The 21321-nt window shown below is 58.5% G+C and carries 18 protein-coding genes; 7 read left to right on the forward strand and 11 right to left on the reverse strand.

Annotated elements, in window-relative coordinates:
* Nucleotides 1–276 precede the first annotated feature (276 nt).
* Both galK and ABJT94_RS16340 read right to left on the reverse strand, forming a co-directional pair.
* Nucleotides 277–1425 (reverse strand): galactokinase, encoded by a 1149-nt coding sequence (galK, locus tag ABJT94_RS16335; protein WP_348476514.1) that lies wholly within the window; start codon nt 1423–1425, stop codon nt 277–279.
* Nucleotides 1425–2474 carry a UDP-glucose--hexose-1-phosphate uridylyltransferase gene (locus ABJT94_RS16340; protein WP_348476516.1) on the reverse strand — a complete coding sequence of 350 codons (1050 nt, stop codon included), beginning with the start codon at nt 2472–2474 and terminating at the stop codon, nt 1425–1427. The genes galK and ABJT94_RS16340 overlap by 1 nt, the downstream gene beginning before the upstream one ends.
* A gap of 153 nt (nt 2475–2627) precedes the next feature.
* Here ABJT94_RS16340 and ABJT94_RS16345 point away from each other — a divergent pair, with 153 nt between their 5' ends.
* The 4 genes from ABJT94_RS16345 to murI all read left to right on the forward strand — a co-directional run bounded on the left by ABJT94_RS16345 (nt 2628) and on the right by murI (nt 6168).
* Complete coding sequence (locus ABJT94_RS16345; protein ID WP_127555626.1) at nt 2628–3644, forward strand: substrate-binding domain-containing protein; 1017 nt, start codon at nt 2628–2630, stop codon at nt 3642–3644.
* Nucleotides 3645–3660: 16 nt separating this feature from the next.
* Entirely contained in the window at nt 3661–3954 is a 294-nt protein-coding gene (locus ABJT94_RS16350; protein ID WP_348476518.1) for a hypothetical protein, read from the forward strand.
* A 210-nt stretch (nt 3955–4164) separates the two neighbouring features.
* The gene (gene ald / locus ABJT94_RS16355) at nt 4165–5286 is read left to right on the forward strand and encodes an alanine dehydrogenase (protein WP_348476519.1); all 1122 of its coding nucleotides are present in this window, start codon (nt 4165–4167) and stop codon (nt 5284–5286) included.
* Nucleotides 5287–5352: 66 nt separating this feature from the next.
* Nucleotides 5353–6168, forward strand: coding sequence for a glutamate racemase (murI, locus tag ABJT94_RS16360; protein WP_348476521.1), 816 nt, complete (start codon nt 5353–5355; stop codon nt 6166–6168).
* On the opposite strand, the gene ABJT94_RS16365 is transcribed toward murI, so the two are convergent.
* Entirely contained in the window at nt 6141–6386 is a 246-nt protein-coding gene (locus ABJT94_RS16365; RefSeq protein ID WP_348476522.1) for a DUF2164 family protein, read from the reverse strand. The genes murI and ABJT94_RS16365 overlap by 28 nt on opposite strands.
* Before the next feature lie 205 nt (nt 6387–6591).
* On the opposite strand from ABJT94_RS16365, the gene ABJT94_RS16370 reads away from it, so the two are divergent.
* The 3 genes from ABJT94_RS16370 (at nt 6592) to ABJT94_RS16380 (ending at nt 11869) form a co-directional block, all read left to right on the forward strand.
* Nucleotides 6592–7860 carry an ABC transporter substrate-binding protein gene (locus ABJT94_RS16370; protein ID WP_348476523.1) on the forward strand — a complete coding sequence of 423 codons (1269 nt, stop codon included), beginning with the start codon at nt 6592–6594 and terminating at the stop codon, nt 7858–7860.
* Between the two features lie 110 nt (nt 7861–7970).
* A complete protein-coding gene (locus ABJT94_RS16375; RefSeq protein ID WP_348476524.1) occupies nt 7971–9848 on the forward strand; it encodes an ABC transporter transmembrane domain-containing protein in 1878 nt (625 codons plus the stop codon).
* A gap of 392 nt (nt 9849–10240) precedes the next feature.
* Nucleotides 10241–11869, forward strand: coding sequence for a BCCT family transporter (locus ABJT94_RS16380; protein WP_348476525.1), 1629 nt, complete (start codon nt 10241–10243; stop codon nt 11867–11869).
* A 63-nt stretch (nt 11870–11932) separates the two neighbouring features.
* On the opposite strand, the gene ABJT94_RS16385 is transcribed toward ABJT94_RS16380, so the two are convergent.
* The 8 genes from ABJT94_RS16385 to ABJT94_RS16420 all read right to left on the reverse strand — a co-directional run bounded on the left by ABJT94_RS16385 (nt 11933) and on the right by ABJT94_RS16420 (nt 21289).
* Nucleotides 11933–12439, reverse strand: coding sequence for an ACT domain-containing protein (locus ABJT94_RS16385; protein ID WP_348476526.1), 507 nt, complete (start codon nt 12437–12439; stop codon nt 11933–11935).
* A 263-nt stretch (nt 12440–12702) separates the two neighbouring features.
* Nucleotides 12703–15588: an aminomethyl-transferring glycine dehydrogenase gene (gene gcvP / locus ABJT94_RS16390; RefSeq protein WP_348476527.1), complete on the reverse strand. Its 2886-nt coding sequence runs from the start codon at nt 15586–15588 to the stop codon at nt 12703–12705.
* 102 nt (nt 15589–15690) lie between these two features.
* Nucleotides 15691–16080, reverse strand: coding sequence for a glycine cleavage system protein GcvH (gene gcvH, locus ABJT94_RS16395; protein ID WP_348476528.1), 390 nt, complete (start codon nt 16078–16080; stop codon nt 15691–15693).
* Nucleotides 16081–16509: 429 nt separating this feature from the next.
* A complete protein-coding gene (locus ABJT94_RS16400) occupies nt 16510–16749 on the reverse strand; it encodes a hypothetical protein (RefSeq protein ID WP_348476529.1) in 240 nt (79 codons plus the stop codon).
* Nucleotides 16750–16837: 88 nt separating this feature from the next.
* Entirely contained in the window at nt 16838–17404 is a 567-nt protein-coding gene (locus tag ABJT94_RS16405; protein WP_348476530.1) for a cob(I)yrinic acid a,c-diamide adenosyltransferase, read from the reverse strand.
* A 59-nt stretch (nt 17405–17463) separates the two neighbouring features.
* A complete protein-coding gene (locus ABJT94_RS16410; protein WP_348476531.1) occupies nt 17464–19194 on the reverse strand; it encodes an ATP-binding protein in 1731 nt (576 codons plus the stop codon).
* Nucleotides 19195–19240: 46 nt separating this feature from the next.
* The gene (locus ABJT94_RS16415) at nt 19241–20128 is read right to left on the reverse strand and encodes a 2-dehydropantoate 2-reductase (RefSeq protein ID WP_348476532.1); all 888 of its coding nucleotides are present in this window, start codon (nt 20126–20128) and stop codon (nt 19241–19243) included.
* Between the two features lie 141 nt (nt 20129–20269).
* On the reverse strand, nt 20270–21289 hold the full coding sequence (locus ABJT94_RS16420) for a response regulator (protein WP_348476533.1): 1020 nt from the start codon (nt 21287–21289) through the stop codon (nt 20270–20272).
* Nucleotides 21290–21321: the final 32 nt, after the last annotated feature.

Below are 21321 nucleotides of genomic sequence, written 5' to 3' on the forward strand. Positions count from 1 at the left end.
CCAGATTATTGTTTGGCAAGTCATTATCACTCGAGATTTGAGGTTCGCACATTGCGAGCGGTGGGTGCCGGTGGTGCCTCTGCGGGGGAGTCCGCAACATGGATGTTGCGGTCTAGGCTCCATGGATGGATTCACGCCGACCCCGCAGAGGCACCACCGGTGCCCGCCGCAGACGACAGGCACCAAAGTAACGTTGACGTCTTTGGTTAAGGTTAATGTGCGCCGTATTGTGAAAGCAGCAGCCGGGCAAGTCCATCCCGGCACTGGCATTTGTGGTCAGTCCGGGTAGGCACCGTCGACCGGGTGGCAGACGTAGACCGTTGGCTTGATGCCAAATTCGGCCTCGTAGCGCTGGTTTACCCGCTCGATAACCGCCTCGACCTGATGCTCGTGCACTAGCGACACCACACAGCCACCGAAGCCACCGCCGGTCATACGAACACCGCCCTGGTCACCGATCAGGTCTGCCACCATGGCGACCAGTCCATCGATGGGTGGCACAGTGATTTCGAAATCATCCCGCATGGACGCATGGCTGGCGGCCATTAATTCGCTAATTCGGGGCCAGTCGGACTGGGCGAGGGCATCGGCCGCGGCCAGGGTGCGCTCGTTTTCGGTGATGATGTGACGGGCTCGACGGTAGGTGACCGGGTCCATCCCGTCCTTCGCTTGTTCCAGCTGATCCAGTGTCGCATCGCGCAAGGCTGGTACCTGCAAATGCCGGGCGGCAGCTTCACATTGCAACCGGCGCTGGTTGTATTCGCTGTCGACCAGACCGCGTTTCACATTGGAGTTGATGATGACGATGGCCGCATCCGCAGGCATGGGTACCGGCTGGGTGGTCAGGCTACGGCAGTCGATCAGGGCGGCGTGGCCCTGTTGTCCGCGGGCCGATATTAACTGATCCATAATGCCGCACTGGCAACCGACAAACTGGTTTTCAGCCTGCTGGCTGAACAGGGCCGCTTGGGTGCCGCTGAGGGTTTCCCCGGCCAGTTGGGTCATGGCGCGGGCAGTCACCACTTCGAGTGAAGCCGATGAACTGAGGCCAGCGCCCTGGGGCACATTACCGGTGACCAGTAAATCAGCGCCACAGAGCTGGTAACCCGCCTTGCGCAGTACGTCGCAGACACCGCGCAAGTAATCGGACCAGGGCGCAGCAGCGTCGTGCTCGATGGGCTCATCCAGGTGGAAGCTTGAGCGGGCTTCATTCAGGTCGAGTGCCACCAGATTGACAACCCGGTCTTCGCGCGGGTTGCCAACAATACAGGTGTGGTAATCAATGGCTGCCGGCAACACAAAGCCATCGTTGTAGTCGGTGTGCTCGCCGATCAGGTTGACGCGACCCGGTGCCTGAAAGTGATGGTGTGCGGCGGTGCCATAGAGCCGTTCGAAGGCCTGGCGGGCGGTGGTGTACGGATCCATTAGCGTTGTTCCCGGTAGTGGATGTCGCTGAGTGTCTGCAGCCGTTCGGCCGCTTGCTCAGGCGTTAGATCACGTTGCGGTTCAGCCAGCATCTCATAGCCGACCATGAACTTGCGCACGGTGGCACTGCGCAGCAGGGGCGGGTAGAAGTGCGCATGCACCTGCCAGTGGTCGTTCGCTTTGCCATCGCAGGGGGCACCGTGCCATCCCATAGAGTAGGGGAAGGAGGTCTTAAACAGGTTGTCGTAACGAGTCGTCAGGCGCTTGAGTATGTCGGCCAGCGCGTGCTTTTCATTGGCGTTCAGGTCCGTCAGGTGGCGCCGGTGCTGGCGCGGCATCAGCAATGTCTCGAACGGCCAGCTGGCCCAGAACGGTACCACGGCGATCCAGTGGTCGTTGCTGACCACGGTGCGGCTGCCGTCAGCGGCTTCCCGGTCTGCATAGTCGAGTAGCAGGGGGCGACCGTGTTGTTCAAAATAATCGCGCTGGGCGCTGTGCTCCCGGGCGGGCAGGGTGGGCAGGCCATTGCTGGCCCAAATCTGGCCGTGCGGGTGTGGTTGCGAGCAACCCATCACCGTGCCCTTGTTTTCAAACAACTGCACCCAGCGATAGCGACTGCCCAGTTCCTCCAGTTGCTCGACCCAGGTATCGACCACCTTGCCAATGGCCGGCACCGACATTTGCGGCAGCGTCAGTGCATGATCCGGGCTGAAACACAGCACCCGGGCCTCACCCTGTTCGGCCTGAACCTGCATCAGCGGGTCATGCTCTGTTTCATAGACGGGTGTGTCGGCGGTAAGAGCGCCGAAATCGTTTCCAAAAACGAAGGTATCGGCGTAGTCCGGGTTACGGTCGCCGGAAATTCGCGTGTTACCCGCGCACAGGTAGCAATTCGGGTCGTGGTGGGGCAATTCCGGTTCATTGACCGCTTCGGTCTGCCCCTGCCAGGGCCGCTTGGAACGGTGCGGAGAGACCAGTACCCAGTCTTCAGTCAGGGGGTTGAACCGCCGGTGCGGATGATCGCTCGGGTTGAAGGAATGGGCGCTCATTGCAGCCTCCTGTTATTCTTTGGATTGCAGTTTATCGCATTTGAAAACGTTTTCAAGATTGAATTGGTTGCCAGAGCTCCGGCGCGCGTTGTATCAATTCAGAAAAGCGGTCAAACTTGATTCATACTCAAAGCGGTTCAGGAGAGTAGGGCATTGGCAAACATTAAGGATGTTGCGAAAGCAGCAGGGGTCTCGGTGTCGACGGTTTCACGGGTCATTAACGACTCGGCATCGGTTGTGCCCGATAAACGCCAGGCCGTACTGGCCGCGATGGAAGCGTTGCAGTACCGCCCCAACTCTCTGGCGCGTGCCCTGGTCAACAGCCGGTCTGACTGCGTCGGTTTACTGGTGGGTGAAATTGACTCTCCTTTCTTTGGTGCGCTGATGGCGGGTGTGCATCACGTCGTGCACGACAGTGGCAAGCATGTGATCGTAACAGCGGGCTATCACCACATCGATAAAGAGCGGGATTCAATCCGTTTCCTGCTCGACCGTCGCTGCGACGCTCTGGTTATTCACTCCAAGGCCTTGCCTGATGATGAGCTGGTTCGACTGCTCGAGCTCGATATTCCCATCATCATTGTGAACCGGCTGATTCGCGGCTGGGAACATCGTTGCGTCTATCTCGACAACGAGTATGGCGCCTATCTGGCAACCCGGCATTTGTTGTCGAAAGGCCACCGGGACATCGCCTACATTGGCACCAACATCGCGATTGAAGACGGTGCCGACCGGGTGCACGGCTACCGGCGCGCCCTGGAGGAATTCTCCGTTCCCTTTAACGAGCGCAAGGTGGTGCGAACCTTCCCGGATGAAGAGGGTGGCCACAATGCCATGGCTGAGGTTGTCAGTCGCAACCTGGGTGTTACCGCGGTTTTTACTTACAATGACGCCATGGCCGCCGGTGCCATTACCATGCTGCAGGATTCAGGGCACCGGGTACCGGAAGAAATATCAGTGGTTGGGTTCGATGATGTGATTCTCGCTCGCCTGCTGAACCCCAGACTGACCACCATTCGTTACCCGGTCTATGAAATGGGGGCTCTGGCGGCCCGTATTGTCATGCATCAGCTCGACAGTAAATTCGCCAGTGCCGACCAGCCGTTGCGATTTACCCCGCGCCTAATTGAACGACAGTCGGTTCGGGATGCAGCGCCGGTCGCGGTCTAGAACCAGGGCTTCAACTATGGAACAACGCCAGCAGATGATTGAATGGTTTGCCGAGCAGTTTGATCAGCGCGGCATCCGTTTTGACGAACCCCATCGCATGCACGACTTCGATGCGCCCGACAATCGTGCCTGCGAACGCCTGCTGGTCGAGGCCGATCGCCGCTTTCGGGTGCGCTTCAATCGTCCCATCGCCCCCATTGAACTGACAGAAGCGCTCTACAGCGCCTGCTACTACCAGCACCGTGCCGATCGAATGCTGCGTCAGCACTCACTGCTGGGCCGGCTGCGCGGCTGGATCGGTAGGGGCTAACGCCGCCCCCATGACTCCTGGCAGTAAATATCACTGTGATTAGCGAGTTTGGACGGTTACTTTATCGTTTCTATTTGTTTTCCTCGTAATAAGCCCTGTTTTTGGTGGTAAATTCAGTGCCACTCACCCGGCCTTTTTTTTCTATACTGATTTGGTCCCCAGCGTTCTTAAATAAAGACCACCCTAGCCATTGACGTACAGGAGAAGACCATGCGAGTTGGCGTCCCCAAAGAGATAAAAAACCACGAATATCGCGTCGGCCTGACCCCGACCGCTGTGCGCGAGCTGGTTCACAATGGCCATGAAGTCGCTGTCGAAACCCAGGCGGGTGCAGCAATCGGCTTCAGTAACGAAGAATATCAGGCCGCCGGTGCTCAAATACTGGACACAGCCGCCGGTGTATTCGACTGGGCTGAGATGATCGTCAAGGTCAAGGAGCCTCAGGCTGTCGAACGCAAGATGCTCAAACCGCATCACACCCTCTTTACCTATCTGCACCTGGCGCCGGATGTACCGCAAACCAACGATCTGATTGAATCGGGCGCCACCTGCATTGCTTATGAGACGGTTACCGATCGCTTCGGCCGCTTGCCCTTGCTGGCACCCATGTCGGAAGTGGCGGGTCGCATGTCTATTCAGGCGGGTGCCCATTGTCTGGAAAAAGCCCAGGGTGGTCGTGGTCTGTTGCTCGGGGGTGTGCCCGGTGTGGCACCGGCACTGGTCACGGTCATCGGCGGCGGTGTCGTTGGCCAGAACGCCATTGCCATGGCGGTTGGTCTGGGTGCGGACGTTACCGTCCTGGATAAAAGCATTGATACCCTGCGTGAGCTCGACAAGCAATACGGCAACAAGATCCGCACAGTCTACTCAACGCGTGAAAGTGTTGAGCAACATGTTCTGGAGGCCGATCTGGTGGTTGGCGCGGTGCTGATTCCCGGTGCAGCTGCACCGAAGCTGGTCACGGCCGATATGATCAAACGGATGAAGCCAGGCGCGGTGGTCGTGGATGTGGCCATCGACCAGGGCGGTTGCTTTGAAACCTCCAAAGCAACCACCCACGCTGAACCGACTTATGTCGTCGACGAAGTGGTGCACTACTGTGTTGCCAACATGCCGGGTGCCGTCGCCCGTACCTCGACCATGGCACTGAACCACGCAACCCTGCCGTTTACCCTGGCTCTGGCCAACAAAGGGGCCAAACAAGCCATGCAGGATGATGTTCATTTGCTCAACGGACTGAACGTCTGCCGTGGCAAAGTGACCTACAAGAGCGTGGCGGATGACCAGGGGCTTGAGTACCTGGCACCCAAAGACGCACTGGCGCTGCTATAACGCCGTTTACAAGCGAAAGTGCAAGCCTTAGGCTTGCCCTGAGCTTAAACAGGGGCGAACGCTAGCGTGATAGGGGTTTTTGATTCGGGCATTGGTGGCCTGACGGTATTGCAATGGATTCGTCAGCGGCTGCCACAGGCCGATTTGCTGTACCTTGCCGATCAGGCGTTTGCTCCCTATGGGGCCAAGTCTACCGAGTTGCTGCAACAACGCTGCGACCGCATTGCCGACTGGCTGATTGCCCAGGGCTGCACCGTATTGGTGGTCGCCTGCAACACAGCCACGGCGCATTGCGTTGATGCCCTGCGCCTGCGATTGCCGTTCGACATCATTGGTGTCGAGCCAGGTATCAAACCGGCTGCCCTCGGTACCCGCAGCGGCGCCATCGGCATTCTCGCCACCGAAAACACCCTGGCCTCCAGCCGCTACCAGCAGCTGGCTTCCCGTTTCAACCCCAACACCTGCGTCGTTAATCAGCCGTGCCCGGGCCTGGCCGATGCCATTGAACTGGGGCCGGATACCGAGCGGATCGACGCCATTCTGGCCCGGTGCACCAGCGCCATGACTGATGCCGGTGTCGATCGCGTGGTGTTGGGCTGTACCCATTATCCGCTGGTGAAAGACCGGTTGCAGCGGCTGCTGGGCAGCCAGGTGCAGTTAATTGATACCGGTGAGGCCATCGCCGGTGAAGTGGCCCGCCGGGCTGGCAGCGCCGAGTGGGGGCAGGGCAGCACTCGCTTGCTGACCACCGGGTCACTGCCGCGGTTACAACAGCTGATTGGCGCTTACCCGATGCTGAGCTCACATTTTCAGGCCAACCAGTGCGAGGCTACGCCCGATTTGTCGGGCTTGGCTCAGACCTCCGGTTCTTCCAGCGCATAGAGGTCGTCTTCCATGCGGGCATGATGCTCCTGCATCATGGCCAGTGCCTGGGCGATGGCCCGGTTATGCAAAGCCGGTTTAAGCGCTTCGATGAAATAGTCGATCACCGATTCGCATTCAAACTGCCCGAGTTCAATCTCAAGCTCCGTTTCAAACCAGCGTTTCGTCGATAAATTAAGCGATTCCCGTGCTTCCCGGGTCATCAGTGCCTGTGTCATGTCGTGCTGCTCCACTACGCCTTGGTAAGATTCCACCTTCGCAGAACGGTGTTTAGGGATCAAATGACTTTTAATTTGCGATATACTTCATCTTAAACGATTAAGAAAAGACTGTCTGGCAGTTCTCAACAGCCCGAGTCGAGGTCTCAATCGTTATGCTGGCCCGCAGTGCCCGCTAAAACCATAAAAACAAGAGAGCGCAACCATGAAAAACACAATGATTCCCTGTTTAGGGGCCGCCACAGTTGCGGCTGTCATATTGTCTGCCCCGGCATGGGCCGCGGAACTGACCATCGCCTGCGGTGCCGTTGGCATCGAACGCCAGGTTTGTATTGACGGCGCCAACCGCTGGGCCGAGCAGACCGGGCACAGTGTTGATGTCGTCGCCACACCCCAGTCCTCGACCGAGCGCCTGGCGATGTATCAGCTGTTGCTGCGCGAACGCCACAATACGGTCGATGTGTTTCAGATCGACGTGATTTGGCCGGGGTTGCTGGGTGAGTATTTGCTGGATCTATCGCCTTATGTGCCAGACACGGACGCTTTCTTCCCCAATTTAATGGCCAATAACACCGTTGATGGCCGGCTGATTGCGATGCCCTGGTACGTTGATACCGGCTTGTTGTATTACCGCAAAGATCTGCTCGAACGCTATGGTCACCCGGTACCCCAAACCTGGGATGAGCTGGAGACTATTGCCACCGACGTGCAGCTCGGAGAGCGTTCGCAGAACGGGAACTTCTGGGGGTATGTCTGGCAGGGCAGCGACTATGAAGGACTGACCTGCAATGTCATGGAATGGCTGGTCAGCAGCAATGCCGGAACCGTTGTCAACACTCAGGGCGTGGTGACGCTCGATAATGACCGTGCCGCCCGCATCATCGATCAGGCTGTCGGCTGGATCGATACCATTTCGCCGCCCGCCGTACTGGAGTACCAGGAAGAAGACGCCCGGGCGCAGTTCGAGGCGGGCAACGCCTTGTTTATGCGCAACTGGCCCTACGCCTGGCGCCTAGCCAACGAGCCCGAGTCGGCGGTGTCCGGGAACGTGGGTGTTACGGTGTTGCCGCAAGGCGACTCGGGCATGCCCAGTGGGGCCCTGGGAGGCTGGCAGCTGGCTGTAACCGAGGCCACACGCTACCCAGAACTGTCTGCCGACCTGGTGCGGTTTCTGACCAGCGAGTCCGAGCAGCGCCGGCGCGCCGAATTCGGGTATCTGCCGACCCGGTCGGCGCTGTATAACGAGCCGGAACTGACGCAGGGCAACGCTGTGTTTGAACCCGTTGGCCGGGCGCTGGAAAACGTGGCGGTGAGGCCCTCATCAGCCACCGGTCGTACTTACAAGTACGTCTCTCGCTATGTGTCCGGTGAAATACACGAGGTATTGCGCGGCACCAAGACGACCACTGACGCCCTGGCGTCCATTACCGACCGCATTGTTGAACGCGGCCTTGGTGATTTGCAGCGACCCTGACTTAACCTGTGCGGGTCGACCGGCTGGCTGAAAGTCACATTCTGTCCGGTTGACCTTGTATTCCTGGCCCTTAGACCTGACTAGACGGGAATCGATCAGGAGAATTGCCCGTGAGTTCACCCCAAGACCCTCAGGTCATCGCCGACGCTACTGAGCCGTCTGCCGCAAGACACCCCGGTACCGCGCCCGGGTCTGGCCCGGTATCTGCCGCCATCCCCTTCGGATTCCTGGCCCAGCTGTGGCCTTATCTGAAACGTTATCGTCATTTAATGCTGGGCGCCGCTGCGGCCCTGTTGCTTACCTCGGGCCTGACGCTGGCACTGGGGCAGGGCGTACGCCTGGTGATCGATCAGGGCATACTGGCTGAATCACTCGGTGCCCTGAATCGCACCCTGGGGTTTGTGATGGTGCTGGTTGTGGCCATGGCCGTGGGTACCTTTGTTCGGTTTTACCTGGTTACCTGGCTCGGTGAACGCGTCTCGGCGGACTTGCGAGCCGATGTTTTTGCCCACCTGGTGCACATGCATCCGAGCTACTTTGAAGAAAACGCCAGTGGCGACATCATGTCGAGACTGACAACAGATACCACCCTGCTGCAGTCCATTATCGGGTCTAGCCTGTCGTTTGCCTTGCGTAACGCACTGACGGTGACCGGTGGCCTGATTATGTTGCTGATCACTAATCTCAAGCTGTCTTTGGTCGTGCTGCTGGGTGTGCCTGCGGTGCTGATTCCCGTGCTGTACATGGGCAAGCAAGTGCGCCAGCTCAGCCGGCGCAGCCAGGACACTGTCGCCGACGTAGGCAGTTACGCTGGCGAGATCATCCGCCAGATCAAAACCGTGCAAAGCTATGCCCGTGAGCCCTTCGAAAAGGCGGCCTTTCAGGTGGAAGTTGATGCCGCATTGGACGTTGCCCGCCAGCGCATTCGTCAGCGCAGCATCCTGATGGCCGTCGTTATTCTGCTAGCCTTTACCGCCATCGCGGCCATGGTCTGGGTTGGTGGGTACGACGTCATGACGGGCACGATGACCGGAGGTGAATTGGCTGCCTTTGTGTTCTACGCCGTTATGGTGGCCTTTGGTGTCGCCGGGGTGTCGGAGGTTTATGGCGAAGTGCAGCGGGCGGCGGGTGCCACCGAGCGCCTGATGGAATTGCTGGCAGAGCCCTCGATCATCGTATCGCCCGCTGAAGCCGGGCCTCTCGACCAGGAAGCCGAGCATCACCTGACCCTGAACAACGTCAGCTTCAGTTACCCGAGCCGGCCTGAAACCAATGCGCTGAGTGAGGTAAGCCTGGCCGTAAAACGCGGCGAGACAGTGGCGCTGGTCGGCCCGAGTGGCGCGGGCAAATCCACCCTGTTCGAGCTGCTGTTGCGCTTTTACGACCCACAACAGGGCTCGGTCACCCTGCTGGGGCAGGATGTCCGGGAATTGCCATTACCCGAATTGCGCCAGCACATCGGCCTGGTACCTCAGCAGCCCGTGCTGTTTAGCAACGACGTCTGGCACAACATCCGCTATGGGCGGCCCGACGCGTCCGATGCCGAGGTACTGGCGGCCGCCAAAGCAGCCAACGCCATGGCGTTTATTGAAGCCTTGCCACAGGGGTTTGCCAGCGACCTGGGTGAGGCCGGGGTGCGACTCAGTGGCGGCCAAAAGCAACGCCTGGTCATCGCCCGGGCCATTTTGAAAGACCCCGATCTGCTGCTGCTCGACGAGGCCACCAGTGCCCTAGATGCAGAAAGCGAATATCAGGTTCAGCAGGCGCTGGAGAAACTGATGAAACAACGCACCACCCTGATCATCGCGCACCGGCTGGCGACGGTTCAGGGGGCCGATCGAATCGTTGTGATGGATCAGGGACGCATCGTTGCTGAAGGCACGCACACCCAGTTGCTGACACAGTCTCCCCTCTACCGTCGGTTGGCCGAATTGCAGTTCGGACAGACCCTGTCGGTGAACGAAAATGAAGTCATTGCCAACAACTGACGGGGAAATGTCGGGAATTGATCAGAAAACAGCGCCTACAGGCGCTTTTTTTTTGAACGCTGGTTTTACCATCGAGACGTACTCGCATAACCAATTACGATAACAATGTTGCGAGTAGTGTGACTGTCAATGGGTTGTATGGAGCGTGTCAGTGCGTTAGTCTTTAGTGCACGAAACGTTAGTAGGGTGGTTTACACTCCCCCCCAACGTGCGACCTGTCAGCGACAAACAACCGTTGTAGCGCCCGGCCCTGAGTGTTTGTCGAACCAGAGCCGTGCAGTCGATAGTCGCCACGTGTGTTGTATGTAAACGGGATTGTCAGTGTTCACAACTGCGCTAATGGCCTCCGTTTGCCTTAACTCTTGATCCCAATCTGACAGTAGGGAACCTTTATGACAGAAAATACCGACATGATACCGCCCGATGGGCGAGTCGATGCCATCGACACCGACTACCAGATCGGTCAGGACAACATCAAAATGAATATCGGGCCTTTCGGGCTCGATATTCATAACCGTGTTTTCCTGATTTCCGGCCTCTCAGTCGTTGCCTTCGTTATTCTGACGCTGGCATTCCAGACGAGTGTGGGCCCCATGTTCAGCAATTTGCGGAATTGGCTGACGGGCAACCTCGACTGGTTCTTCCTGATATCCGGTAACATTTTCGTTCTGGTGTGTCTGTTTCTGATCGTATCGCCCATGGGCAAGGTGCGCATTGGCGGTACCGACGCAACACCGGATTACAGCTACCTTGGCTGGTTCTCAATGCTGTTTGCCGCCGGCATGGGCATTGGTCTGATGTTCTACGGCGTCTCCGAGCCCATGTCGCACTTCAGCTCGTCTTTGGGTGGCATAGCGACCGAAGGCGGCGTTCGTACCGACTGGGCGCCTCTAGGTGGCGCTGAAGGTGATGCAGCGGCTGCACAACGGCTGGGCATGGCCGCAACGATCTATCACTGGGGTCTTCACCCCTGGGCGATTTACGCCGTGCTGGCACTGGCGCTGGCCCTGTTTTCGTTCAACAAAGGGCTGCCACTGACCGTACGGTCCATCTTCTACCCGCTGCTCGGCGAGCGCGTCTGGGGCTGGCCGGGGCATGTCATCGACATTCTTGCTGTGTTCTCGACACTGTTCGGTCTGGCAACCTCACTGGGTATTGGCGCTTCGCAGGCCAGTGCAGGCCTGAATTATCTGTTTGGCGTACCGATGGGGGCGACGACGGAGGTCCTGCTGGTGATGGGCATTACCGCCATTGCACTGGTGTCGGTTGTGGCCGGTCTCGATGCCGGGGTTAAGCGCTTGTCTGAAATCAACATGAGCCTGGCGGTTCTGTTGTTGCTGTTCGTCATTCTGGTCGGTCCTACTCTGGCTATTCTGACCGGCTTCGTCGGCAACCTCTGGGGGTATGTACAGAATATCCCGGCTCTGTCGATGCCGTTCGGACGTGAAGACGACAACTTCAGACAAGGCTGGACAGCCTTCTACTGGGCCTGGTGGATTTCCTGGTCACCGTTCGTTGGCATGTTCATCGCGCGGGTATCACGTGGTCGTACCGTTCGTGAATTTATGGTCTCGGTTCTGCTGATCCCGTCTGCGGCGTGTGTTCTGTGGATGACTGCTTTCGGCGGCACCGCCATCAGCCAGTTCGTCAACGATGGTTATGAAGCTGTCGCCAACTCTGGCCTGGAACTGCAACTGTTCGCCATGCTCGACGTACTGCCCCTGGCGCAGATCACTTCCTTCATCGCCATTGTGCTGGTCATCGTCTTCTTCGTGACCTCATCCGACTCCGGCTCCCTGGTGATCGACACCATCACCGCCGGTGGCAAGGTGAACGCCCCAACACCGCAGCGCGTGTTCTGGGCTACCTTTGAAGGCCTGGTCGCCATCGCTCTGATTTTGGGGGGTGGGCTGACGGCTCTGCAGGCCATGTCCGTCTCGACGGGCGCGCCTTTTACCATTGTGTTGCTGCTCTGCTGTGTCTCCCTGTTTAAAGGGTTAGCCAGCGAACCACGCAGCTAAGTGGATAGGCAGAAATAAAAAAAGCGACCTTCGGGTCGCTTTTTTTTGGCCTGTTGTCAGGTTTTAGTCGCTACCCAACACATCCACCATAAGGTCAGCCGACAGATCCTCCAGACCCTGAATCACACTGTCGAGGCTTTGTTCGTCGGTTAACCCCAATTCCAGCTCGGCTCGGAACAACACCCCACCGCTCATCGACGCCGGTTCGACATCGGTATGAACATCCACAAGATTGATGTTCATCGCCGCGAGCTTGCGAGTAACTTCCGCGACAATACCCGTGCGATCATTGCCGACTACCGCGATGCGGTGATGGTGCAGTGTGGTGTCTTCGCTATCGCCCACTTCAATCTGAATCGACAAGCCTTTGCTGCCGAGAGCCTGAGTGCTGGCCCGCAACGTCTCCAACTGGCCGGCATCAAGATTGACCCGAACAATGCCGGCAAAGCGACCGGCCATGGTCGCCAACCGGCTCTCCTGCCAGCTACCGCCGGCATCGGCTACCGCAGAGGCAACTTGCTCGACAATGCCGGGGCGGTCTGATGCCATGATGCTGAGAATAATTTCCATAAGTGCTCCTTAGATATTATTTGACCATCAGCCGGATTTTGGCGGCCCGAGATAGTTGGGTGAGAGGTTCAGTGAATTTAACCTGTCGCCAAGTGTTGGCTGCTGGGTATGGCTATCCGGGGTAGTCCGCAGCATGGATGCTGCGGCCTAGGCCCGAGACGTCGGACCGCCAGGACGGATCTACGCCGACCCCGGATAGCCATACCCAGTGGCCGACACGAGCTCCAGCCACAGACTCAATTCGACGTGAGCAACCACCAGCCCTAAATATAGCTTTCCATACTTGGACACGAGCAGAACAGATTGCGATCACCCCAGACGTCGTCAACCCGGTTTACGCTCGGCCAGTATTTGGCCTGGCTGACCCAGCGCCTTGGGAAGATGGCCGTTTCCCGGCTGTAGGGGCGCTCCCAGGTGCCGATCAGATCGGCCTGGGTATGAGGGGCGTTGACCAGCGGGTTATTGTCGGCCGGCCACTCACCCGAGGCTACAGAATCAATTTCCGCCCGAATGCAGACCATGGCATCGACGAACCGGTCGAGTTCGGCTTTGCTTTCGCTTTCTGTCGGTTCAACCATGAAGGTGCCCGGCACCGGAAAACTCATGGTTGGGGCGTGGAAACCGAAATCCATCAGCCGTTTGGCAATATCGACCTCAGTGATGCCAGTGGCCGCCTTGAGCGGGCGCAAATCAAGGATGCATTCGTGGGCGACACGGTCATTGCGGCCGGTGTAGAGAATCGGGTAGTGCGGCTTCAACTGCTGCGCCAGGTAGTTGGCATTCAACAAGGCCACCTGAGTCGCCGTGCGCAAACCTTGCGCGCCCAGCATGCGAATGTACATCCAGGAAATGGGCAGAATGGAACTGCTGCCAAAGGGCGCCGCTGAGACTGCGCCCTCAGCGGCCAGACCGGTCGCATTGGCCATCACACTGTGACCGGGTAGATAGTCCGCCAGGTGTGATCTCACGCCAATCGGCCCCATGCCCGGGCCACCGCCACCATGGGGAATCGCAAAGGTCTTGTGTAAATTCAGGTGAGCCACATCTGCACCGATGTCAGCCGGGCGGGTCACGCCGACCTGAGCGTTCAGGTTGGCACCGTCCATATACACCTGGCCACCGGCCGCATGCACAGCATCGCACAGGGCCTTAACGCCTTCCTCATAAACGCCGTGGGTCGAAGGGTAGGTGATCATCAGGCAGCTGAGTTCATCGCCCGCAGCGGCGATCTTCTTCTGCAGATCCTCGGCGACCACATTGCCCGCCTCATCGGTCTTAACGACCACCACCGTCATGCCCATCATCTGTGCCGAGGCCGGATTGGTGCCGTGGGCTGACTGCGGAATCAGGCAGATGTGGCGACCTTCCTGCCCCTGGGCTTCCTGATAGCGACGGATCGCCAGCAATCCCGCGTATTCGCCCTGAGCGCCCGAGTTAGGCTGCATGCTGATCGCATCGAACCCGGTAATGGCGCGCAACATGGTATCCAGCTCCTCCAGCAGCACCCGGTAACCCTTGGTCTGGGCACGGGGCGCGAAGGGGTGAATGCGCGCAAATTCCGGCCAGGAGACCGGAATCATCTCTGCCGTCGCGTTCAGCTTCATGGTGCAGGAACCCAGCGAAATCATGCTGTGGGTCAGCGTCAGGTCGCGGTTCTCAAGCCGCTTCAGGTAGCGCAGCATCGCCGTTTCGCTGTGATGACTGTTGAACACCGGGTGGGTCAGGTAATCCGATTCGCGCTCCAGTGTCTCTGGCATAAAGGTGGTGCCATGTTCGGTGATCTGGGCGTCGATGTCGGCCACATTGAAATCGTGGTCACCCATCAATACATCGAACAGGTCTTCCACATCTTCCCGGCTAGTGCATTCGTGCAAACTGACGCCCAGGGTGCCTGCCGCATCTTCGCGCAGGTTGATCTGCTTGGCAGCAGCCCGCTCCAGAATCAGTTCGCGGTTGCCCTGGGGGTCAATGGTCAGGGTGTCGAAAAAGTGGCTGTTAACGATGTGAATGCCTTTGGCTTCCAGCCCTTCGGCCAGAATGCCGGTCAGCCGGTGAATGCGCTGGGCGATGCGTTTCAGACCTTTGGGGCCATGGTAGACCGCATAAAACCCGGCCATGTTGGCCAGCAATACCTGGGCGGTGCAGATGTTTGAATTAGCCTTTTCACGGCGAATATGCTGTTCACGTGTTTGCAGTGCCATGCGCAACGCTGGTTTGCCATGGGTGTCTTTGGAAACGCCGATCAGCCGGCCGGGAATGTTGCGTTTGAACTCATCGCGCGTGGCAAAAAAAGCGGCATGAGGGCCGCCATAACCGAGCGGCACACCAAAGCGCTGGGAGTTACCCAGCACAATGTCGGCCTGCATCTCGCCGGGTGATTTGAGCATCAGCAGGGCCATCAGGTCAGTCGCCACCACCGCCAGCGCGCCTTTGGCGTGCAGGGCCTCAATCACCGGCTCCGGATCGCGAATCTCGCCATTGGCACCCGGGTATTGCAGCAAGGCGGCGAACACCGGGTGCTCGGCTGCCTGCTCCAAGGGCCCGGTCATCACGTCGAAGCCCATGTAACGGGCGCGTGTTTTGATCACTGCCAGCGTCTGCGGCAATACGTTTTCATCGACATAGAAAACGTTGCCCGGCGCCTTGCGCAAACAGCGGTGCGCCATCGCCATGGCTTCCGCCGCTGCGGTGGCTTCATCGAGCAGTGAGGCATTGGCCAGAGGCATGCCGGTCAAATCACTGATGGTTTGCTGGTAGTTAATCAGTGCTTCCAGGCGGCCCTGGGCAATTTCCGGCTGGTAGGGTGTGTATGCGGTATACCAGCCCGGGTTCTCCAGCACGTTGCGGGCAATGACATTGGGCGTCAGAGTGTCGTGATAGCCAAGCCCAATGTAGCTTTTGAACACCTTGTTCTGGCGTGCCATGGCGTGCAGGTAATCGAGTGCATCCTGTTCGCTGGTGGCGCGTTCGATGTTCAGGTCCGAGTTCAGGCGAATGGCACCGGGCACAATCTGTTCAGTCAGGTGATCCAGGCTGTCGGCGTCGACAGCGTCAAGCATGGCCGCTTGCTCACCAAGGCCTGGGCCAATGTGGCGGCGAATGAATTCGTCGGTACTTTCCAGATCATCGAGGGAAAAGGGTGCGGTCATGGTGCTCGCTCTCGGTCCAGTAGGGCGGGATGGGGCGTGCCGGTTCCGGCAGGCACGCCCTGATACGGGGTCGTTAACGCGGCCCGCAGAGCCGCAGCAAGATCAGTCTTCGGCGCATTGGTCCTGGTAGGACTCGGCGTCCATCAGATCTTTCAGCTCACCCGGGTCCTGCATTTTCACTTTGAAAAACCAGCCGTTCTCGTAAGGGTCTTCGTTGACCTGTTCCGGCGCATCTTCCAGCGATTCGTTCACCGCGATGACAGTGCCGGTCACCGGCGTATAGATGTCGGAGGCCGCTTTTACCGATTCAACCACTGCAACCGGGTCACCGGCAACGATTTCGGCGCCCACTTCCGGCACTTCCACAAAAACCACATCGCCCAGTTGTTGCTGGGCAAAATCGGATACGCCAATGGTAATGATATCGTCACCTTCGTCACGGACCCATTCGTGGGAGGCGGCATATTTCAAATCGGCTGGAATAGTACTCATGGAATAACCCTTTGGTCTCGGATCGTCACGGATCATGGTTTACAGGCATGGGTAAAGCAGAGCAGGCAGTGACCTGACCCCGAGTTACCGGAATTGTTGCGTAATTTAGCAGCCTGAATGCGAAACAGCCACCGCTGGTTTTGCAGGCAGGGAGTCAAACTCTTTGGGATTTTGAATTGGCCACGGATGCAAGCGGCGGTTGCCGGGGATGCCCCTGTGGGGTAGTCCGCAGCAGGGACTAAAACGCCAGGAGCGTTTTAGCATGAGCTAAGCGAGCCCGAAGGGTGAATCCCATGGATGGGATTCATATGCTGCGGTCTAGGCCCGAGACCGGGGTGCCGGACCAGACGTACCGCCATTGACGGATTTACGCCGACCCCACAGGGCCATCCCCGGCGGCCGGCGCGTAAAATTGCCACCAAACCAGAACTACTTGAGGGTCGGAGGAGTAGGTGCCTGGGGTGGGGTGCGCATTGCGGGCTTGTGGCTGATGTAGATGCGCTCTGCCTTCATGATCCGGATCAGCAGCCAGGAGGATTCCAGCGCCGCCTCACTGGCCTCGGCCTTCAACTCGCGCAGGGTGCGGTCGTTGAGGTTTTCTTCACTGAAAGCGAACTCTATCAGTTCATCTTCGCTGATCAGATTCTTGCCAAGGATGATGGCGGCCATGCTATACGCTCGGTTGGTCAGTGCTTGAAAGAGCTATCGGCGGATAATCGCCATTGTTTAGTGGTCTTCTGCCAATCTGTGAACTCTATCAGGAATCCTTCTTACGATGACGCGATTGCCACAGCACTTCCTGGGAGCCATCGGCCCGGGCAAGCTGCCGTGCCAGCACGAAAAACAGGTCTGACAGGCGGTTCAGGTACTGCTGGGCCAGCACATGGCCTTCTGCTTCCTGGCGGTTGAAGGCCACCAGCGTCCGTTCCGCCCGGCGGCAGGTGGCGCGGGCCAGGTGGCAGCGGCTGGCGGCTTCGTTGCCACCCGGCAGAATGAAGTTTTTCAGCGGCGGCAGGTGCTCGTTGATGCGGTCGATGTGGTCCTCCAGATCACTGATCAGCGCTGCGTCGAGCAGTTCATAGCCGGGCATGGCCAGTTCACCGCCCAGGTCAAACAGGTCGTGTTGAATCTGGCTGAGCATCGGGTATTCACTGTGCTGGTCTCCCAGGCAGACCATCAGAAAGCCGACCAGGCTGTTCAGTTCATCGATGTCACCCATAGAGGCAATGCGACCGCTGTCTTTGGGCACACGCCCATCCATGCCGAGGCCAGTGTCGCCGGCGTCGCCGGTGCGGGTGTAAATCTTGGAAAGTCGGTTACCCATGGTGGTGTCGGTCCTTGCGGTTGGTATTGGTTTAAGCTCGCTGACGTTAGCGAGCCTCTTTAAAGGGGTGGCTGGTCTGCATCGGTATCGGCAGCCGGGCCAGGAACGTCATCGGCTGTTATTACCTGTTCAAGCGTTTGTTTGACCAGCGGATCGGTCAGCGGAAGCGACAGAATGAACCGGGCGCCCTGGCCCACGGTCGATTCGACCTGCAACCGGCCGTGGTGATGGGTGGTGATGATAAAGAAACTCACCGACAAACCAAGGCCCGTGCCCACACCCACATCCTTGGTGGTGAAAAACGGTTCAAAAATGCGTTTTCGGGTAGGTTCATCCATGCCGATGCCGTTGTCGGCCACTTCGATCACGCAATGATCGTCCTGCACGTATTGCCGTATCTGGATGATGCCCTCATCAATGTCATTCAAGGTGTCGAACCGCTCGCGGATCGCCTGGGCGGCGTTCTTCATCAGGTTCAGCAACACCTGTTCGAGTTCGGTCATCACGCAGGGCACTTCAACCTCGGGCGATCGAAAATCCTGATCGACGAACAGATGCTGTTTGCGATACCCGGATTTCAGATTGAAGTCGTTCAGGGCAATGTTGATGGCCTGGTCGAGTAATTGGCCGATGGGGTAGGGCTGCAGCAAACGGTCGCTGTCGCGGCTGAACTGAAGCATGTTGGTGACGATGCGTGACGCCCGCAAGCCAGATTCGGAAATGTTGGTCAGGAACTTGGGTACATCCCGTGTGGCGAGGTATTGCTGCATCAGTTCCAGGTTCAGCCCCAGGCTGGACGCCAGTTCACGGTTGCGTTTGAGGGCCGGGTCGAGCCGTCGTTCAATGTTCTGTGCATTCTGAACAATGGCTCCCAGCGGGTTATTGATTTCATGGGCCATGCCTGCGGCCAAGCCCCCAACCGACATCATTTTTTCGGTTTGTACCATCACTTCTTCAAGCTTGAACTGCTCGGTTACGTCATCCAGCCGAATCACCGCCCCCTGAGAATCGGTCTGTTGCAGCGGGTAAACCACCAGGTCGACGCGGATGGGTTGCTCGGCTGTTTGCAGTTCAAGATTGTGCCGGCTTTGCACTTTGTGCCGGGTCAGCGCCAGCAGAATCAGATCCTGATGCTGGCCCAGAAACGGGAAGGCCTCCTGCAGCGAAAGCCCAATGGCCTGCTCCGGGCGGGTGCCACTGATCAGCGCCGCCTCGGTATTCCACTGGGTGACGATCAGCTTCTCGTCCACGGCGATCAGCGCTGACGGCATGGAATTGATGATGGCGTTCAGGTAATTCTGAAACTCGGTCAGCCGGCGTTCAACCCGGTGGCGTACCTGCACCTCGAACTCCAGCTTGTGCATGGCCTTCTGCGCCGCCTCGGCCATGGCTTCCGACTCTTGTCCGGCCAGGGTGGCCCGGTCACGTTCTGCCTTCAGATCGGCCTCGCGTCGCGCCATTTGATCGAGCATGGCATTGAACGCGTCAACCACCTTGCCCAGTTCATCCTGGTGGTGTTTTTTTGCCCGCAGCGTCACATTGGAGGTCGCCGTTACCTGGTTCGACACCAGCATCAACTGGTTCAATGGGTTGAGAAAATGCCGGCGGAAAATCTGCAGCAACACGGCCGAACCCAGAATGGAAATCACCACAATCAGGCACATCACCACCAGCGGATGCAGGTGCTGGCCCGAGAAAAAGACAAAGCCAATGCTCAGACTGCTGACAACGGTGATCCCGAGTAACCACCAGAGAATACGCCCCAGCAGGGTCGGTGATGCATAGGCCATGCAGGCTCCTTGGTATGCGGTTAAGGCGCTGTCGGTTACGCGCTCGTCAGCGAATCAGCGGGTGCAGGCGAATCACCGCCTGGTACCAGTATTGCAAACGTGGCGCCGCCAGGCCATGCCGATCGGCGGCACAGAGCAAAGGGCCCAGAATCGAATCGACCTCGGTTTCCCGCCCGGCCTCGATGTCTGTCAGCATCGACGACCGGTTGCGCCCCGTCGCTTTGGCCACCATCACCACCCGTTCGGCAAGATCCGATGGCAATTGAACGTCACTGGCCCGCGCAATCTGTTGAATTTCAGCGCACAACAGCTCTACTTCACCGACCCATTCCAGCTCGGCCAGGGCGCCGTTCAGGCACTGTTGCACCGCCGTAATCGGGTTTATCACGGCATTGATCGCCAGTTTACGCCAAAGCACCGCCGTAATATCAGTCTCCCAGTGCAATTCCAGCGGGCCCGCCTGATTCACCAGTTTGCGCCCCCACTGTTCGGTCTCATCAGTAACGGGATACTGCGCCGGGTTTCCAATCCGGGTTTCCCCAACCCCGGTGTGCCGAACCCGCTGACCAAACCGGCCCGCGCCTTCTGTCGTCGACGCCCACAGTACCCGTCCCGGCAGCTGTTGGCTGAGCCAGGCCTGTAGGCCCAGGCCATTGCACAGAATCAGCCAGGGAATATCAGAAAGTCTTGGAATGAGGGGCAAAGTAGCGCGTTCAACCTGAGTGGCCTTGCAACACACCAGTACGGCATCGATACCATCGAGCGAGTCGGTCAGTGACCACCGTAGCGGATGAGTTTCTCCGTCGGATTCAACGTAGCCAGGCAACGACAAGCCCGAACGGTGGGCATACACCTTAATGGTTGCGTGTTTTTGCAGTGACCAGGCCATCAGGCTGCCGATGGCGCCGGGGCCAATCAGAAGGATGGTTGCCATATCGTCGTGTCCCTACCGGGTGAGCGCATATGGTAACGCTAGCGCACCTCCCAAGGCGACATTGGTGGACCTAACGCTGGTTTCAAAATTGACTGAGGTACCCGCAGCGGACGATAGCCACCAAAAGAGGCCTGGCCAGAGTCAGGCGCTTTGTCCGTTTTGCCACACATGCATGGCATGGCGCTGTTCTACGGGAATCTTCTGTAACCGCACCAGCGCCTGCTCCAGCATCCATTCTGCCGAGGCGGGCAGGGGCTGGGAGGCATCGGCCAGGTCGAGCTGAATGCAGCCCGTCAGTGACACAAAGCCGGACGTTGTCGAATAGGCGCGGGTGAACAAGGCATCGTACAGGCGTCGAATCAGTTTCTGCGTCGCCACATTGCCGCCCGTGGAATGCAACAGCACGCCAATGATGTTCTCGCCAAGCCGGGCTGTGTCATCGAGTGGACGGGTGTGTTCAGTAAGGCGGCTGCAGGCCTCGCGAATCAGCTCATTGCGTAAGGCCCGGCCGCCCTGGGTGGCCAGTTCACCGAGATTATCGATCCGGCACAGAATCAGCCCCATTTGTCCGGTACGCCCTTTAATGTGAACCAGCGTCCGGTCCAGTTGATGGCGCAGGTGCTGCGAATTGCCAAGCCCGGTTGTAGCATCGAGCCGGTTCATGCGGGTCACCGCCCGGAACTGGTCTTTCAACTGACGCTCACGGGAGATCAGTGAGTTATGCAGGCGCGACAACCGCTGACCGGCATGAACCCGGGCCAGTAACTGGGTTTTCAGGTGGGTTTTGCCAATGAAATCATCGACGCCCTTGGCAAAAGCTTCTTGCAGGGCTTCGTCGTTCTCCTTGGCGGTCAGCAACATCACATAGGTGAAGCAGCCTCGTCGCCGGTCCAGTTCGCGAACCAGCTGAGTCAGTTCCAGGCCATCCATGCCCGGCATCAACCAGTCGGCCAGCATCAGCTCGGCCGGGCGCTGTTTCAGCGCGTCCAGTGCATCAATGGCGTTGTCGGCAATGCGAATGTCGCGAAACCCGGCATTGACCAGCATGCGCTGGATGATCGCGCTGCTGAACTTGGTGTCGTCGACGATCATGATAGCGGTATCATGCGTCCCACTGGGGGGCAGCCCCGGGTGCTCCGGGCCTTTGGGTGTGTCTGACATGTCCATATATCCTTGTTGTCATCGCGCATACT

This window comes from Saccharospirillum sp. (assembly GCF_039982735.1).
GTDB lineage: Bacteria > Pseudomonadota > Gammaproteobacteria > Pseudomonadales > Natronospirillaceae > Saccharospirillum.